Origin of the sequence: Rheinheimera salexigens (genome assembly GCF_001752395.1) — a bacterium.
In the GTDB taxonomy this organism is placed as follows: domain Bacteria; phylum Pseudomonadota; class Gammaproteobacteria; order Enterobacterales; family Alteromonadaceae; genus Alishewanella; species Alishewanella salexigens.
The window spans coordinates 2,991,648-3,008,375 of record NZ_MKEK01000001.1 but is presented as its reverse complement, the minus strand read 5'-3'; the positions used below and the strand labels follow the sequence as shown (position 1 = coordinate 3,008,375).

At 43.0% G+C, this 16,728-nt stretch carries 19 protein-coding genes; 12 read left to right on the top strand and 7 right to left on the bottom strand.

The window, feature by feature from the left end; all coding sequences use genetic code 11:
• Positions 1–104: 104 nt before the first annotated feature.
• From BI198_RS13820 to BI198_RS13805, 4 genes are all read right to left on the bottom strand, one after another.
• A complete protein-coding gene (locus tag BI198_RS13820) occupies positions 105–512 on the bottom strand; it encodes a DUF6691 family protein (protein WP_070050076.1) in 408 nt (135 codons plus the stop codon).
• Between the two features lie 33 nt (positions 513–545).
• On the bottom strand, positions 546–950 hold the full coding sequence (locus BI198_RS13815) for a YeeE/YedE family protein (RefSeq protein WP_070050075.1): 405 nt from the start codon (positions 948–950) through the stop codon (positions 546–548).
• 18 nt (positions 951–968) lie between these two features.
• Positions 969–1,370 carry a rhodanese-like domain-containing protein gene (locus BI198_RS13810; RefSeq protein WP_070050074.1) on the bottom strand — a complete coding sequence of 134 codons (402 nt, stop codon included), beginning with the start codon at positions 1,368–1,370 and terminating at the stop codon, positions 969–971.
• Between the two features lie 125 nt (positions 1,371–1,495).
• Positions 1,496–2,245, bottom strand: a complete 750-nt coding sequence (locus BI198_RS13805) for a sulfite exporter TauE/SafE family protein (protein ID WP_070050073.1) — start codon at positions 2,243–2,245, stop codon at positions 1,496–1,498.
• A gap of 114 nt (positions 2,246–2,359) precedes the next feature.
• Here BI198_RS13805 and BI198_RS13800 point away from each other — a divergent pair, with 114 nt between their 5' ends.
• From BI198_RS13800 to rpoS, 12 genes are all read left to right on the top strand, one after another.
• On the top strand, positions 2,360–3,256 hold the full coding sequence (locus tag BI198_RS13800; RefSeq protein ID WP_070050072.1) for an MBL fold metallo-hydrolase: 897 nt from the start codon (positions 2,360–2,362) through the stop codon (positions 3,254–3,256).
• A gap of 555 nt (positions 3,257–3,811) precedes the next feature.
• Positions 3,812–4,558 carry a TerC family protein gene (locus BI198_RS13795; protein WP_070050071.1) on the top strand — a complete coding sequence of 249 codons (747 nt, stop codon included), beginning with the start codon at positions 3,812–3,814 and terminating at the stop codon, positions 4,556–4,558.
• 48 nt (positions 4,559–4,606) lie between these two features.
• Positions 4,607–5,260 (top strand): hypothetical protein, encoded by a 654-nt coding sequence (locus tag BI198_RS13790; RefSeq protein ID WP_070050070.1) that lies wholly within the window; start codon positions 4,607–4,609, stop codon positions 5,258–5,260.
• A gap of 139 nt (positions 5,261–5,399) precedes the next feature.
• The gene (gene ftsB, locus BI198_RS13785) at positions 5,400–5,705 is read left to right on the top strand and encodes a cell division protein FtsB (protein WP_317133701.1); all 306 of its coding nucleotides are present in this window, start codon (positions 5,400–5,402) and stop codon (positions 5,703–5,705) included.
• Complete coding sequence (gene ispD / locus BI198_RS13780) at positions 5,695–6,405, top strand: 2-C-methyl-D-erythritol 4-phosphate cytidylyltransferase (protein ID WP_070050069.1); 711 nt, start codon at positions 5,695–5,697, stop codon at positions 6,403–6,405. Before ftsB ends, ispD begins: the two co-directional genes overlap by 11 nt.
• A complete protein-coding gene (gene ispF / locus BI198_RS13775; protein ID WP_070050068.1) occupies positions 6,405–6,884 on the top strand; it encodes a 2-C-methyl-D-erythritol 2,4-cyclodiphosphate synthase in 480 nt (159 codons plus the stop codon). Before ispD ends, ispF begins: the two co-directional genes overlap by 1 nt.
• The gene (gene truD / locus BI198_RS13770; RefSeq protein ID WP_070050067.1) at positions 6,881–7,924 is read left to right on the top strand and encodes a tRNA pseudouridine(13) synthase TruD; all 1,044 of its coding nucleotides are present in this window, start codon (positions 6,881–6,883) and stop codon (positions 7,922–7,924) included. Before ispF ends, truD begins: the two co-directional genes overlap by 4 nt.
• Before the next feature lie 6 nt (positions 7,925–7,930).
• Positions 7,931–8,683, top strand: coding sequence for a 5'/3'-nucleotidase SurE (gene surE, locus BI198_RS13765; RefSeq protein WP_070050066.1), 753 nt, complete (start codon positions 7,931–7,933; stop codon positions 8,681–8,683).
• A 1-nt stretch (position 8,684) separates the two neighbouring features.
• Entirely contained in the window at positions 8,685–9,323 is a 639-nt protein-coding gene (locus BI198_RS13760; RefSeq protein WP_070050065.1) for a protein-L-isoaspartate(D-aspartate) O-methyltransferase, read from the top strand.
• A 22-nt stretch (positions 9,324–9,345) separates the two neighbouring features.
• Entirely contained in the window at positions 9,346–10,248 is a 903-nt protein-coding gene (locus tag BI198_RS13755) for a DUF368 domain-containing protein (protein ID WP_070050064.1), read from the top strand.
• Positions 10,249–10,276: 28 nt separating this feature from the next.
• Entirely contained in the window at positions 10,277–11,128 is an 852-nt protein-coding gene (locus BI198_RS13750) for a peptidoglycan DD-metalloendopeptidase family protein (RefSeq protein ID WP_070050063.1), read from the top strand.
• Between the two features lie 102 nt (positions 11,129–11,230).
• Positions 11,231–12,205: an RNA polymerase sigma factor RpoS gene (rpoS, locus tag BI198_RS13745; protein ID WP_070050062.1), complete on the top strand. Its 975-nt coding sequence runs from the start codon at positions 11,231–11,233 to the stop codon at positions 12,203–12,205.
• 8 nt (positions 12,206–12,213) lie between these two features.
• Here the strand turns inward: rpoS and BI198_RS13740 are convergent, their stop codons facing one another.
• The 3 genes from BI198_RS13740 to mutS form a co-directional block, all read right to left on the bottom strand.
• Positions 12,214–12,852, bottom strand: a complete 639-nt coding sequence (locus tag BI198_RS13740) for a GntR family transcriptional regulator (RefSeq protein WP_070050061.1) — start codon at positions 12,850–12,852, stop codon at positions 12,214–12,216.
• Complete coding sequence (locus tag BI198_RS13735) at positions 12,846–14,000, bottom strand: benzoate/H(+) symporter BenE family transporter (RefSeq protein WP_201243509.1); 1,155 nt, start codon at positions 13,998–14,000, stop codon at positions 12,846–12,848. Before BI198_RS13735 ends, BI198_RS13740 begins: the two co-directional genes overlap by 7 nt.
• Positions 14,001–14,126: 126 nt before the next feature.
• Entirely contained in the window at positions 14,127–16,697 is a 2,571-nt protein-coding gene (gene mutS / locus BI198_RS13730; RefSeq protein ID WP_070050059.1) for a DNA mismatch repair protein MutS, read from the bottom strand.
• Between the last annotated feature and the right edge of the window lie 31 nt (positions 16,698–16,728).

Below are 16,728 nucleotides of genomic sequence, written 5' to 3'. Positions count from 1 at the left end.
GTTATATTGCCCTAAATTTATACTTAAGCGTTGCATCAAGTCTTAACTAGCTCAGCACAGTGCTAAGGTACTTAGCTAAGCTGTGCTGTATATCAGAGTTTGCGTTATAGCGCCCACTTACGACTAATAAACCAACCCACGATCATGGCTGCTACAAAGGCTAGGGTGCCAGTACTACCCGAACTGATGGCTGCAATGGCAGGCCCTGGGCAATAGCCGACTAATCCCCAACCAGCACCAAATAACACTGCGCCTATTACTAACGGCTTATCAATTTTTTGCTTAGTCGGTATCTGAAACTTTTCTGCGCAGACAGGTTTTTGTTTTGACCTAACTAACCAATAACCAATACTGTACGTTACTAATGCGCTAACCATCACCAGCAGTAAACTGGGATCCCAATTTTTATCTAAGGTTAAAAAAGCTAATACTTTACTCGGTTCAATCATTTGCGAATAGCTGATGCCAATTGACATGATTAAACCTGATATAAATGCGATTACTAAAGCCATCTTATGCTCCTGCTAAAACTGTATATGCAATGGTTAGTGGAATAAGGTGGCAACCATCACGCCAACTAACATAAATAATATTGTGGCGGTGATAGAGCGTGGTGAAAATCGGCTGATACCACAAATGCCATGACCAGAAGTACAACCGCTGCCCCAGCCGGTACCCATACCCACTAGTAAGCCAGCAATAAGCACTGGCCAGCCTAATTCAACGGTCGTGTAGCTAAAGTCGGCAATCATTAGGCTTAACACTAAAGGCCCAGCAATTAATCCCAGCACAAAGGCCAGTCGCCAACCACGTTGCGCCGTTGTAAATAAGGCATTTCTAGCAATACCCGATATACCGGCAATTCGGCCGGAAAAGATAAATAGGATTAGTGCTCCTAAGCCAATTAAGCTACCACCAATTAAGGCAGAAACAGGGGTGAAGTTTTCCATGTTATGTCCTTTTAATTGTTAATTAACGATAGGCTGTTTGGCATCAAGCCAGCCTTGCATGCCAGGGCTAACAGAATAAATATCGCTAAAGCCCATTTGTTGTAACGAGGCAGTGGCAAGTGCTGAGCGGCCACCAGAGCGACAAATAACATAAATAGTAGAAGTGGCTAATTGTGCTAAAGCCACTTCTGGCGCACAGCCGCTAGCCGCCACTTTAGGATGATTGTGGATACTCATCTCTAAGACTCCGCGTGGATAGTTAACCGCACCGGCGATATGTTGCTGGGCAAATTCTGCCGGCTCTCTAACATCGATAAGTACAGTGTCAGGGTTGTGCTGAAGTGCCGAGGCTAGCTGGGCAATATCGACTTCTTTAATTTGTGCTTTAGCTTCTGTGATCAGTTGCGCTGCAGTTTTCATTTTTTACTCCTATTTAGCTAAGTAGTTTTTAAGCTTATCGCTAGTTCAACTTACTTAGATTAGTCAGATTATTAAAAGTATGTAATTAATTTAAAGAGTTTAGTTAACTTAAAGAGTTTAAAAATTCACAGTACGGATTGATATATCACCACCGTTGCCATAAGTAACAAAAATAATGCAAAACCACGTTGCAGCAATTGTTTAGGAACATGTTTAGCAATTGCGCCACCAATGACGCTACCGATAATGCCAAAGGCAATAATGATGGCTATTGATGTCCAGTCAAACACGGCACCTTGAGCAACAAGTGTTGAGTAATACTTTAAAAAACCTACACTCGACTGTAAGGTAATAATCACTAAACTGGTGGCAATACTGCGCAGCATGGTTAAGCCGCCCAAGAGCACTAAAGCCGGAACGATTAAAAAGCCTCCGCCCACACCGACAAAACCGGTAATAATGCCGACGGCCAAACCAGTAAAAATTAAAATAATAGCTTTAATAGTTACCTTTGCTTCTTCTGGCAGCGTTTTTTTACGCCACATTAAAAAGGCGGAGATAAACATTAATATGGAGAAGAGTAATAGCTGCCATCGACTATCGACTAAAGTACCGAACCAAGCACCTAGATATGTGCCCAACATACTGGGTAGAGCAAATAGCGCCACATGTTGCCAACTAACCCAGCCTTTTAAACTACTGCGAACGGCAGCAAATAAACTAATAGACCCGACAATAAAAAGCGAAGATGCTATCGCTAACTCGGCTGGCATTTTTACTAAATAAAGCAAAACTGGCACGGTAAGAATTGAGCCACCAGAACCAAATAGTCCTAAACTTAACCCTATGCTGATAGCTGCTAAAAACACTAACATTAAGCCGTTGCTCCATATATCAATAAGTAATATGCTTATAACATTATTGAATTCTAATGTAGTTTTGTTTATGCTGCAATTGTAATTTAGCATTTGCTAATTTAAGAGGTTGTTATGAGTATCGCTAAGCCAGAACATCAGCCAGATCTCACCATAGAAATGTTTTTTGATACCGATAGTTCCACCTGTAGCTATGTCGTGGTAGATAACCAGACTAAACGTGCAGCTATTATTGATCCGGTGTTAAATTACGACGCAGCGGCTGGCGCTGTGAGTACCGAAGCAGCAGATGCGATATTGCACTATATTGAGCAACAGCAATTAAGTGTTGACTGGATCTTAGAAACCCATGCTCATGCTGATCATTTATCGGCGGCTGATTATTTAAAAGCAAAAACCGCGGCGCCTATCGCTATTGGCGAAGGCATTAAGCAGGTGCAGCAAACCTTTAAATTTATTTTTAATATTAATGATACTGAGCTGCAAGCGAAAGGCGATTATTTTGATAAGCTGTTTGGCGATAATGAACACTTTATGATTGGTAGCATTAAGGCACAGGTTATTAATACCCCAGGCCATACTAACGATAGTATTAGTTACTTAATTGGCGATAATTTATTTGTAGGTGATTCGTTATTTATGCCTGATGGCGGCACTGCACGATGTGACTTTCCGGGGGGGGATGCGCATGTGTTGTATCAGTCAATTCAGCGAATTTACCAATTACCTGATGCAACCAATATTTATATTTGCCATGATTATCAGCCTGAGGGTAGGCCATTACGCTATAAAACCAGTGTAGCAGAGCAAAAGCAGCAAAATATTCATGTTAAAGCCAATACTGCTGAGCAAGAGTTTGTGCAAAAACGCCAAGCACGCGATAAAACACTGGCGGTACCACGATTAATTTATCCTGCCGTACAAGTAAATATTCGTGGCGGACAGCTACCCAGCGCAGCGGAGAATGGCGTGAGTTACATTAAAATACCTTTAAAGGTATCAGCAGAGTAATTTGTCCAAGACTGGTTTAAATAATGAGTTGTTGAAATAAGCAATTGACACTCACCGCGTTATTTCACCCAGGTAATTCACCAAGTTAATTGCCACGTTTATATAAATTCTTGCACTAGGTTTAATTTTGCAGCTTAGCTTTAACATTAGCTTAGTGCACTTTATTTAAGCGTCTCAATCTCTACAAAATTTAAGCCCAGCAATCCCTACCAATCACCCCATTGATAAAATTTAACTTAGCTGCCTAAAAAAAATAAAAAATCTGCCTCTTCGGGCTAATTTAGCCAAAAATATAGACTATATTCAGTTAGCGTTGAGTTAATGGGTATACCGTAAATGATTAATTTTCGCTTAAGTTAAGCGTAAGCGAGTATTAGGCAAAAAAAAGGCCGGTAAGCGGGTTGGGACGCTGGCCGGCCATTACCCCTAAGCGAGAAAGCTAAAGTTTATGCTTAGGTGACACTATAATACTGAGCAGATTGTTAAAAGCCAGCAGCAATATGTAAGCGTTTATGTGAATTGTAAGTTTTTAATAGATATTGATTAGGATTAACTATGTTCGAATGGATTTATAGCCCAGAAGCCTGGGTAGCTTTAGCAACATTAATGGCTTTAGAGATTGTTTTAGGCATAGATAATATTATTTTTATCTCTATTTTAGTGGCCAAGCTACCGCCAGAAAAACGTGATTCAGCTCGTCGCATCGGCATCGGTTTAGCAATGTTATCTCGCTTAGCGTTATTGTTTAGTTTGGCTTGGGTTATAGGTCTAGTTGAGCCACTATTTACGGTTTTTGATTACGAAATATCCGGTCGAGATCTGGTGCTGATTTTGGGTGGTTTTTTCTTGTTGGCTAAGTCCACTCATGAAATACACGATAGTTTAGAGGGCAGTACCGGCTCAACCGCAACCAAAGCGGCAGCAAACTATATCTCAATTTTAGTCCAAATTACCCTGTTAGATATCGTGTTTTCGCTCGATTCAGTCATTACCGCCGTCGGCTTAGTCGATCATTTATCTATTATGGTCATCGCCGTTATGGCGTCAGTATTTGTGATGCTGTTTGCGGCTAAAGCTATTGGCGAATTTGTTGATTCACACCCCACCATAAAAATACTGGCATTATCTTTTTTAATGTTAATTGGTTTTACCCTTATAGCCGAAGGTTTAGATGTGCATGTACCTAAAGGTTATATTTACTTTGCCATGGCATTTTCGGTCGGCGTAGAGCTAATAAACCTGCGAGTAAGACGGAAAAATACAAAGACAGTGAAGCTACATAAGAAAATCGATAACCAATAGTTGCAGGTTTGCTTTTACAAGTTATGCTGCTTTGGTTAACATCTGCTAATGGATAATCCAAGTAGTCAGCAGCCACACTTTTGGCAGGTATCGAAAGATAACCAAGGTTATACTGAGCTTTGTAACGCTTTATATGAGCGTGAATTGTTGCGCTTGTCGCAATTGCCGGCCGAGCAACTTGTTAACTTAGCCGGTCGTTTGGCTAGCTTAACTTTCTATATTCGTCGCGCGGCCAGTAATATTCTAAAACAGCAGGCAGAGTTACAATTAGATAGCCAAAATGGCTCTTGGTATTCATTGCAAGCTAAGCGTTGCCCAGCCCGCAAACAACAAGCTGATCCGATAGATGTTTTTTATCAAAAACATGCTAAACCCGGTTTAGTAGTTCCTATTTATATTATGCATTTAAACCAAGAGCATATTTTGCTCGATACTATTGATGAAGTAGATCAAGCGGGTTTAAGACTGCATTGTAATCAGCATGGTTGGTTTGCGCTGTCGGGTACGCCATTACAAGCCGACAATAGTGAAAAGTTTTTACTTAAGCCGACTAAAACCATTATGACGGCAGCATGCTGTGGCCATCAGTGGCTAAAAGAGGATAGAACAACGCCGCGCTTACTCAGCTTACGCGAATTACTATTAACCAGTCGTTTAAACTGGCGCAATTTTGCTAAACCTTTGCCAGCGCTACAGCCATGAGCGAAAATATAGCCATGAACGAAAATACAGCCATGAGCAAAAAAGCCGTCATAATCCCAAATTACTTGCTTTGCAATGACAGCGCTAAGCTTCATAATAAAGTTCGAGTTCTTTTTTACCTGCAGCGAGTTAACACGCTATGATGCGATTATTTACCGTATTGCTGCTGGTGTTACTAGGGTTGTCACAATACCGACTCTGGTTTGGTCAGCACAGCATTACCGATTACTGGCGTAAGCAAGACGAAATACGCACTCAATTGTTAAGCAATCAAGAGTTAGAAAAGCGTAATCGCTTATTAAAAGCCGACGTAACCGATTTGCAGCAAGGGCTGGATGCGATTGAAGAACGCGCCCGTAATGAATTAGGTTTAATCAAACAAGATGAAGTGTTTTTTCGCTTATTTAGCCAGTCAGATAACACGGACAACATGAATGAAAGATAATGCAACACCGGCATCGCCTGCAATACCAGCGATTGCCGTGATTGTGCCAGCTGCAGGTATCGGTAAACGAATGCAAGCAGAACGGCCAAAACAATATTTAGTGTTACATAACAAAACCATATTAGAACATAGTTTAGCCCGACTACAGCAAGTGCCAACGTTAAGTAAAATATGGTTAGCGTTGGCAGAAGATGATCCCTACTTTGCAGATATCAATTTTGATCAGTCACAGATTGTAACAACCAAAGGTGGCACTGAACGCATGCATTCAGTATTAAATGCGTTACAGCAAATTGAGCCGTATAAATATCCTTGGGTGTTGGTACATGATGCTGCACGACCTGTAGTTCGCCAAGCAGATATAGAGTTATTGATTGAACGTTGCATAACGACTGGTGATGGTGGGGTATTAGCTTGTCGGGTACGTGACACTATGAAAAGAGGCGAATTAACGGTGGCTCATACCGTCAGCCGTGAGCATTTGTGGCATGCTTTAACGCCACAGCTATTTCCAACCGCATTATTAAAAGCCGCATTAGAAGATGCCATTCAAGCTGGGGTGTATGTGACGGACGAGGCTTCTGCAATGGAATGGGCCGGTCATCCGGTATTATTAGTGGAAGGACATAGCGATAATATTAAAATTACCCAGCCGACTGATTTAGCTTTAGCGGCTTTCTATTTGGAGCAATTAATATAATGAATATTCGCATTGGCCACGGCTTTGATGTGCACGCTTTTGGTGGCGATGGGCCAATTACCTTGGCAGGGGTGAAAATTGATTATGCACAAGGCTTACTGGCGCATTCTGATGGTGATGTAGTACTGCATGCGCTCGCCGACGCCTTATTAGGCGCGATAGCCTTAGGCGATATTGGCCATCATTTCCCTGATACCGACGCGGCGTTTAAAAATATAGATAGTCGTATTTTATTGCGTAAAGTGTATGCCGATGTCCAAGCTGCAGGTTATAAAGTGGGCAATCTTGATATTACTATCATGGCCCAAGCACCGAAAATAGCGCCGCATATTACCAAGATGCGTGAAGTCATTGCTGCCGACTTGCACTGCCAGCTTAGCCAAGTAAATATTAAAGCTACTACCACAGAGAAACTCGGTTTTGTTGGCCGCAAAGAAGGCATTGCAACAGAAGCCGTAGTGCTGTTGGTCAGCGCATGAGTGAGTTACAACCATTAGAGTATTTATATTCACAGCCAGCAGCAACGGCGCTATTACGCCAACAGCCTGAAGATTTTATTGTTGATGAACAGCTTAATTTCACTCCGTCTGGCGCCGGTGAGCATATTTTATTACAAATTGAAAAAACCGGCCAAAATACCCAGTATGTGGCTAAGCAAATAGCCGAGCTAACAAAATTACGGGCCCGTGATATTAGTTATGCCGGATTAAAAGATCGACATGCTGTTACTCGGCAATGGTTTTGTTTTAAGTGGCCGATTAAGCAAGAACTACCTTGGCAAGAGTGGCAAATAGAAGGCTGCCGTATTCTTAGTATGCAGCGCCATTATCGTAAATTACGCTTAGGCGCATTAAAAGCTAATAGTTTCCAAATATGCTTACGCCAAGTATCAGACCCACAGTCGGTATTAGACCGAGCCCAGCAAGTTATCCAAGGCGTGCCAAATTATTATGGTGAGCAACGCTTTGGCATTAATGGCGGTAATTTACGCTTAGCCGAGCAATTATTCGCAGGGCAAAGTATTACCGATCGTAAATTACGTGGTTTAGCCTTGTCTGCCGCCCGTTCGTATTTATTTAATCAGCAGGTAACTGCGCGTATTGAACAGGGTTTGTTTAAGCAAATTCTTGCTGGTGATGTGTTGCAGTTAAGTGGCACCGCATCTGTGTTTAAAGCTCCCATTGTTGATGAAGCTTTAAACCAACGGCTAGCAAGTCAAGATGTTAGTATCACAGCGGCCTTGCCAGGTATGGGTGAGTCGATGGCAACAGCCGATAGTTTAGCATTTGAAAGCAAAGTGTTAGCTCAGCATCCAGCCTTAATAAATGGCTTAATTGACTATCGTTTAAAGTCAGAGCGACGCACTATGCGTATTGTGCCGCAACAACTACAGCTAACAGCAGAGCAGCAAGATATTAGGTTAAGTTTCAGTTTGCCAGCAGGGTGTTTTGCCACTAGCGTGCTTAGAGAGTTAGTGCAGTATCAAGACTGTGGCCGCAGTGCTGCAACAGTGGAGTAGTAATTGATGAAAATTTTATTAAGTAATGACGATGGCGTGCACGCTAAAGGCATGCAAGTGTTACAACAAGCGTTAAGCCAAATTGCTGATGTAACCACCGTAGGGCCAGATCGTAATTGTAGCGGCGCCAGTAACTCGTTAACATTAATAAACCCATTGCGGGTGCAACAGATGGAAAATGGCTTTTATTCTGTTAATGGTACGCCAACCGATTGCGTACATTTAGCCATTAGCCAATTGTTAGATTTTACGCCTGATTTAGTGGTGGCGGGTATTAATCATGGCGCTAATTTAGGTGACGACGTCCTGTACTCTGGTACCGTTGCGGCCGCTACAGAAGGACGCCATTTAGGTTTGCCAGCGATAGCCGTGTCATTAGCCAGTACCGATCCTGACCATTTTACTACGGCAGCTTTTGTTACCGTGCAAGTGATTAAAAAATTGAAGTCGCATCCATTACCGCGAGATCAAATATTAAATATCAATGTGCCTGCGGTAAGCATTGAGCAATTAAAAGGCATTAAAGTGACTCGGTTAGGCAGACGGCATAAAGCCGAAACCATGACTAACAGTACCGATCCTTGGGGACACACTATATACTGGTATGGCTCATTGGGTAATGAATTGGATGCAGGTGAGGGCACAGATTTTGATGCCATAGCCAATGGTTATGCATCTATTACACCGTTACAAGTAGACATGACGGCTTATAAAAGCGTGGACACCTTACGGCAATGGTTAGAGGGGATTAAACTGTAACATGGCAGTCGCGACATCAAGAAGCGCCAGTGTGCTGGCGCAAAAGCTTCAGGCTGATGGTATTAGGCACCCGCTGGTGCTGCAAGCCATGAGCCAAACACCTAGGCATCTTTTTGTTGAATCAGTTTTAGCGCATAAAGCGTATGAGAATACCGCCTTGCCTATTGGCCAAGGTCAAACTATCTCTCAGCCTTATATCGTCGCGCGGATGACAGAATTATTGCTGCAAGATAAAACCCCAGGCAAGGTGTTAGAAATTGGCACTGGCTCGGGTTATCAAACCGCGATTTTAGCCCGGTTATTTCCGCAAGTTTGTAGTGTCGAGCGGATTAAGTCGTTACAGTTTCAAGCTAAAAGACGTTTGCAGCAATTGGATCTACATAATGTTGCCATGAAACATGGTGACGGTTGGCAAGGCTGGCCAAGTAAAGCGCCATTTGACAGTATTATTGTCACGGCTGCGCCGTCAGAAGTGCCGATGGCATTATTAGAACAATTAGCCGACGGTGGTCGTTTAGTTATTCCAGTTGGGGCACAAGAGCAAGTGTTACGTATTTATCAGCGCCACGGCGATACTATCACCAGTACCGACATAGAAGCCGTTCGTTTTGTGCCGCTGGTACCGGGTGAATTAGCTTAATAGCTAAAATTAAGGGTAAAGCATGCAGTATCTGCAATGGATCATCAAAGGAATGGCGATGGGCGCAGCCGATGTAGTACCTGGCGTGTCAGGCGGCACCTTAGCGTTTATTCTCGGCATTTATCAACGATTATTAACCGCAATCAGTGCCTTTAATTTAACAGCCGTTAGATTGCTATTACGCGGCCGCTTTAGCGCCTTGTGGCAGTATGTAGATGGCACTTTTTTAGTGTGTTTATTTAGCGGCATTTTAGTCAGCATCTTTGCTTTAGCAGGGGTGATTAGTTACTTTTTAGAATATCGGCCAGTGCCACTTTGGGCGTTGTTTACCGGCTTAATTTTGGCTGCTCTACCGCAATTATGTCGCAGTATTAGCTGGTCTTTGCCGCGGCTGTTTTTGTGCTTACTCGGTATCATTTTTGCTATCGCTATTAGTCTACTTTCGCCCACAGAATTACAACCCAGCGCATGGATGTACTTTGTTGCCGGGGCAATTGCTATTTGTGCGATGATTTTACCCGGCATTTCAGGTAGCTTTATTTTATTAATATTAGGTATGTATAGTCACGTATTGTTAGCCGTGACATCATTACAACTTGGCGTACTGGCCTTGTTTTTCGCCGGTTGTGTTACCGGTTTGTTAAGCTTTTCTCGGCTGTTAAATTGGCTATTAGCTCGCTATCATGATGCCAGCTTAGCTTTTCTAATTGGTATTGTTATTGGCGCCTTATATCGCATATGGCCTTGGCAATGGCAAAATCAGCTGTATTTTCCTTGGACTTATCCAAACGCTGCTGGTGCTGCAGACATATTGGTGGCCGCTGGTTGTGCGTTCGCGGGTGTAGTTATTATGTTGCTGTTATTGAATTTAGAGCGCTGGTTAGGTATGCCGTCGGCAAGTAGCTCTAAACAACAAGTCGACTAAGTAGAAGGAGCGGGCTATTCGCTTAAAAATGCGTACGGCATTTATTGTAATAAGTTTGTTATTATTCAATATCATATTGCAAGGGTGTTCGTCCAGAACCGCCCCAGCACCCGTGACGACATTAGAATTAAGGCAAAATTTTTATAATGAGCGTAATAAAGGCAGTTTACAAACCAGTCAATACACAGTGCGTAAAGGCGATACCTTATACGCTATAGCGTTTCGAGCCGGCTTAGATGTGCGACAGCTAGCGGCAGCCAATAATATAGCTAATCCTTATATAATTTACCCCGGTCAAGTCATTAAGCTTAAAGTTTCCCGTAACCACAACAACACGACTCGAACCGTAGTAGCAAAACAAACTACGGTTAAAAAACCATCAAGCCAAATCAAATCAAATAGTTCAGTAAATGTCCATAAACCAGTTGCACCAAAAAAGCAAACAGGTTATGTTCAGAGTGCAGGTAACAATAAAATTACAAATTCGGCAGCATCTGAGTTAAATAATAGCTTAGTACAATGGCAGTGGCCGGTTAAAGGTAAAGTTATTGCGGGCTTTTCGTATCAAGAACAAGGCAATAAAGGGATTGATATTGCTGGAGTGGCGGGTAATAGAGTCAATGCGGCCGCGAGTGGCCAAGTTGTCTATGCTGGCAACGCATTACGAGGCTACGGTAACTTAGTAATAATTAAGCATAACGATGATTATTTAAGCGCTTATGCGCATAATCGAAAGTTATTAGTTCAAGAGCGACAAATGGTTTCTGCAGGCCAGCAAATTGCAGAAATGGGTAAGTCAGATGCAACTGATGTCCGTTTGCATTTTGAAATACGTTATCGTGGTGGATCAGTAGATCCTTTGAAGTATTTACCTAAATAATGATATAGCGGTAGTTGTAAAAGTTATAGTCAACGTTAGCGTAAGCATGGATGCGATAAGCAACAAGCTCACCCTGCACCCAATAAATGTGGGAGAAAGGATATGGGAAAACATAGTGACGACGACGTAGTAGATTTAAAAGACGACGATATTGTTGAAGACGAGACACTGTTAGATGCAGACAAGCCTGAGGATGAAAATTCCACTAAGGATGAAGTGTTTAGTAGTGATGAAAATTATAAAACCATGGATGCTACCCAAATTTATCTGGGTGAGATAGGTTTTTCCCCTCTATTATCAGCCGAAGAAGAAGTGTATTTTTCGCGCTTAGCTCTTAAAGGCGATGAAGCAGCACGCAAGCGTATGATTGTGAGTAATCTGCGTTTAGTGGTAAAAATTGCTCGACGTTATATCAATCGAGGCTTAGCCTTACTTGATTTAATTGAAGAAGGCAATTTAGGCTTAATTCGTGCGGTAGAAAAGTTTGACCCAGAACGCGGCTTTCGCTTTTCAACCTATGCCACTTGGTGGATAAGACAAACCATTGAACGTGCCATCATGAATCAAACCCGAACTATTCGGTTACCTATTCATGTGGTGAAAGAACTAAATATATATTTGCGCTGCGCCCGTGAATTATCGCAAAAGCTAGATCATGAACCGACACCAGAAGAAATTGCTGCTGCCTTAGATCGGCCGGTTGAAGATGTGCGTAAAATGCTTAAGCTAAACGAAAGAATTACCTCAGTAGATATGCCGGTTGCAGGTGCCCCAGAAAAGCAATTACTAGACATAATAGCTGATGAAAAAGAGCTTGGCCCCGAAGGTAATTTACAAGAAAGTGATATTAAACAACACTTAATTAAATGGTTAGATGAGTTAAATCCTAAACAGAAAGAAGTATTAGCTCGTCGGTTTGGTTTGCTTGGTTACGAGCCATCAACATTAGAGGATGTGGGTCGTGAAATTGGCCTAACCCGCGAACGGGTACGGCAAATTCAAGTAGAAGCGCTTCGTCGCTTACGTGAAGTGGTTACCCAGCAAGGCTTAAATATTGATGTTTTATTTCAAGAATAAATGTAACGCTAAGAGTTTTGTTTAAGCAATAGAGGCTGCAACAACCTATTCGCTTCACTAATATGTGCAGAGAGTAGCAGACAAGCCGCCTCTATATCTTGTTGGCGTAATAATGCAATTAACTGTTTATGTTCATTAGCATTGGTTGCTTGGTAGTTAAGGGCGTGCTCTTGATAACCTAAATAACGCGCTACTTGTTGGTGTAGCTGATGTAAAATCCGCAGTAAGTGCGGTTTGTGGCAACTTTGATACAATATTGCGTGAAATTGCCAATTTAATTCCCCGCGCTGATACAGCGATAAATTCTCAGTACCTTCAATAATATTTAACATATCTTCGGCTTGACCTAACTGGCTAAAGCTCATGTTTGCTGCGGCTAAGCGTAAGGCGAGTGGTTCTAACTGCAAGCGAATTTGGCACAGTTCCTCTGCTTCTGTAGTGCTTAAACCCGGGATCTGGATCCCAGCTTTGCCGTGAGGTATTAACCAAGCTTCTGCTAATAATTGGCCAACGGCATCCCGCACTGGAATGCGGCTTACTTGATAATGTGTTGCCAGTTGTTGCTGGGTGACAACTTGCAATGGTAACCATACACCTTGTTGAATATCCTGTTTTAATAATTGGTATAACGACTGTTTCTTTAGCATTTAGTTTTTGCTCGCGTTTTATTAATTAGCAACACGGTTAACCCACCGCCAATAATGCCCCAAAATGCAGAGCTTATGCCAAACAATTGCAATCCAGATGCGGTAACTAGCAATGTGACGACGGCTGCTTCACGGTAATGTTCATTAGCAGTCGCATTGGCTAAATTTACCGCTATAGTGCTAAATAATGCTAACCCAGCTAAGGCGGTAATAAACTCGCTAGGAAATGCCGCAAATAACGCCACTATGGTGGCCGAAAACAAACCAGCCATTAAGTAACATATCCCAGCAGCAATACCGGCAATATAGCGTTTTGCGGGTTCTGGATCCGCCTCTTCACCAGTACAAATTGCTGCAGTAATAGCGGCTAAATTAAGTGAAAACGCGCCAAAAGGAGCCAAGATTAAGGTTAGAAAAGAGGTGGTGGTAATGAGTGGTGAAGCTGGCGTGTTAAAACCACTGGTACGTAAAACGGCAATACCGGGTATATTTTGCGATGCCATCGTCACTAACAATAGCGGTAAACCAACGCCGAGTAATGCCGATAAAGACCATTCTGGTTGGATAAATATCGGTGTAGCCATACTAAACTGGATAGTGGATAAGTCGGTATCACCTTGTAACAGCGCCACCATAACACCTACGACTAATACCCATAAAATGGTATAGCGAGGGGCCAAGCCCTTAGCGAGTAAATAACTTAGTAGCATTAAGCCAACCAGCAATTGTTGCTGCTGCAGCGCGGTAAACACATCTAAACCAAATTGCAGTAAAATGCCGGCTAACATGGCGCTGGCTAACGGTAACGGCAGCAATCGGCTTAATTTATCAAACCAACCGCTGATGCCGATGAGAAGACCCAAAGCGGCAGCAAAGATAAACACGCCAATGGCTTGGTTGAGGCTTAAACCTTGTAAGCTGGTGGCCAGTAAGGCAGCACCTGGGGTAGACCACGCGGTAATAATCGGCGCTTTATAATACCAAGATAGCCCGATACAACTTACCGCCATGCCAATGCCTAAGGCTAATAGCCAAGACGCGGTAATAGCATCATCGGCACCAGCAGCATTGGCAGCTTGCAGTACTATTGCCACCGAGCTAGCAAAACCGACTAATACCGCGACAAAACCGGCGACTACTGCGGACATGCTGAAGCGCTGAAAGGTCAACATTATTTACTTCACTAAAATGTATACAATAGTAATAAATTGTATACATTAATAATGAGTAAGCAAGTTATTCGTTGTCGCTTAAGCAACGCTTGTGATCGGGAACTACAGCTGAGCTTTTAATTGATATAGTAAATCTAGTGCTTGCTTAGCCGATAATTGGTCAGGATCAATAGCGCTAAGTTGTTGCACTATTGGGTGCTCAACTAAGGCTAATTCAAGTTGCGGTGCTGTATCGGCAGTTTTACCCGGCTCTGTTAATAAACTTTGCTGCTCTAATTGGCGCAGTTTCTGTTGCGCTTGGCGAATAATGGTCTTTGGCACCCCCGCTAATTGAGCCACTTGTAAACCAAAGCTTTTACTCGCTGCGCCTTCTTGCACATTGTGCATAAAGACTATTGTTTCGTCATGCTCAATGGCGTCTAAATGAACATTAACAATGCCCTCAGTACGCTCTGCTAGCTCTGTTAATTCAAAGTAGTGGGTAGCAAACAAGGTTAAGGCTTTAATGTTTTTAGCTAAGTGCTCGGCGCAAGCCCAGGCTAAACTTAGACCATCATAGGTACTGGTGCCACGGCCAATTTCATCCATAAGCACTAAACTATGCTCAGTTGCATGGTGCAAAATAGTAGCGGTCTCAGTCATTTCTACCATAAAGGTCGAGCGGCCTGAGGCTAAATCATCTGAAGCACCAATACGGGTGAAAATACGATCTATCGGACCAATCTCAGCACTGCTTGCTGGCACAAAACTGCCAATATAGGCCATTAACACTATAAGTGCAGTTTGGCGCATATAGGTTGATTTACCCCCCATATTTGGGCCAGTCAACATTAACATCCGCCGTTGTTGTTGCATGGTTAGTGGGTTAGCTATAAAAGGTGTGCTTAATACTTGTTCAACGACTGGGTGACGCGCTTGCTGTAACGCAATGCCCGTTGTGCTAACTAAAGTTGGCCGGCAATAGTGTAAGCTATCAGCACGCTCGGCAAAGGTGCAAAACACATCTAATTCGGCTAAGGCTTGGGCTAATTGTTGTAGCGGTGCTAAATATTCAGCACAAAGATCAAACAGCTGTTCGTATAACTGCTTTTCAATTGCCAGTGCTTTACTTTGGCTACTTAATACTTTGTCTTCATATTCCTTTAACTCAGGAATAATATAGCGTTCGTTATTTTTTAAAGTTTGCCGACGAACATACTCAACTGGCACCTTGATATCAGCGCTACGGCCGGTTTCAATGTAATAGCCGTGAACCCGATTAAAGCCTACTTTTAATGAGCTTATACCGGTACGCTCGCGTTCACGTTGCTCTAATTGCACTAAATAATCTGAAGCGCCAGTGGCTAAGCTGCGCCATTGATCCAACTCGGCATGGTAACCATCGGCAATCACGCCACCATCACGAATTAACACCGGCGGCGCGGCAACGATGGCTTGCTCTAATAATTGGCATAAGGCTGGGATAGGTTGTGCGGCATGGCCAATGTTTTGTAATGCTACAGCTTGTTGTTGGCTAAGCTTAGGCGCAAGTTCAGGTAATAACTGCAAGGCTTGGCGCAACCTGGCAAAGTCACGCGGTCGGGCGCTACGCAATGCCAAACGGGTAATAACCCGCTCAATATCACCAATATTTTTAAGATCAGGTTGTAAGTTTTCGTAATGCTCAATTAGCTCGGCTACGGCATCTAAACGCAGATTCACTAATTGTTGATTGCGTAGCGGGGCATGGATCCAACGTTTTAATAACCGTGAACCCATTGCGGTTTGGCTAGTATCTAACACGGCCGCTAAAGTGTGCTCGTAATCACCGGACAAGTTTTGGGTGAGTTCTAAATTACGCCGAGTGGCAGCATCTAGTACGATATTATCTTGTGGTCGTTCTAGGCCAATAGCACGGATGTGGGGTAAATGAGCGCGTTGGGTATCGTTAACATACTGCATTACACAACCTGCCGCCATTAATGCGACAGGGGCATCTTCAACGGCAAAGCTCAGTAAATCTTTCGTGCCAAACTGTTGGCATAACAGCGATTTTGCCGTGGCTAGATCAAATTCCCAAATTGGCCGACGCCGAGCGCCTTTGCGTTTTTCGGTTAATTCCGGCGCATTAAAGTCTTCGGGATACAATAATTCTGCAGGGTTTAAACGTTGTAATAAAGCGGCTAAATCGTCTAGGTTAGCCACTTGATTCAGTAAAAAGCGGCCACTGGTTAAGTCTAGTTGGGCTAAACCATATTGCTGGCGTGAATGGCTAATGGCACAAAGTAAACTATCTTGACGCGCATTTAATAAGGCTTCATCGGTAACAGTACCCGGAGTGACAATGCGCACAACTTTGCGCTCAACGGGCCCTTTACTGGTAGCCGGATCGCCAATTTGTTCGCAAATCGCAATAGATTCACCTAATTGAACTAAACGCGATAAATAGCCTTCAACGGCATGATAAGGTACGCCTGCCATGGGGATAGGTTGGCCATTACTTTGGCCGCGCTTGGTCAGGGAAATATCTAATAACGTTGCTGCACGTTTGGCATCATCAAAAAACAATTCGTAAAAGTCGCCCATCCGATAAAACATCAAAATATCGGGATGTTGGCTTTTAATCCCTAGATATTGCTGCATCATAGGGGTGTGAGTGCTTAACGCTTGCTCCATTTTATTATCTGACGGCATAATAACGCTATGTCTTCCTAGTATTTAGTTA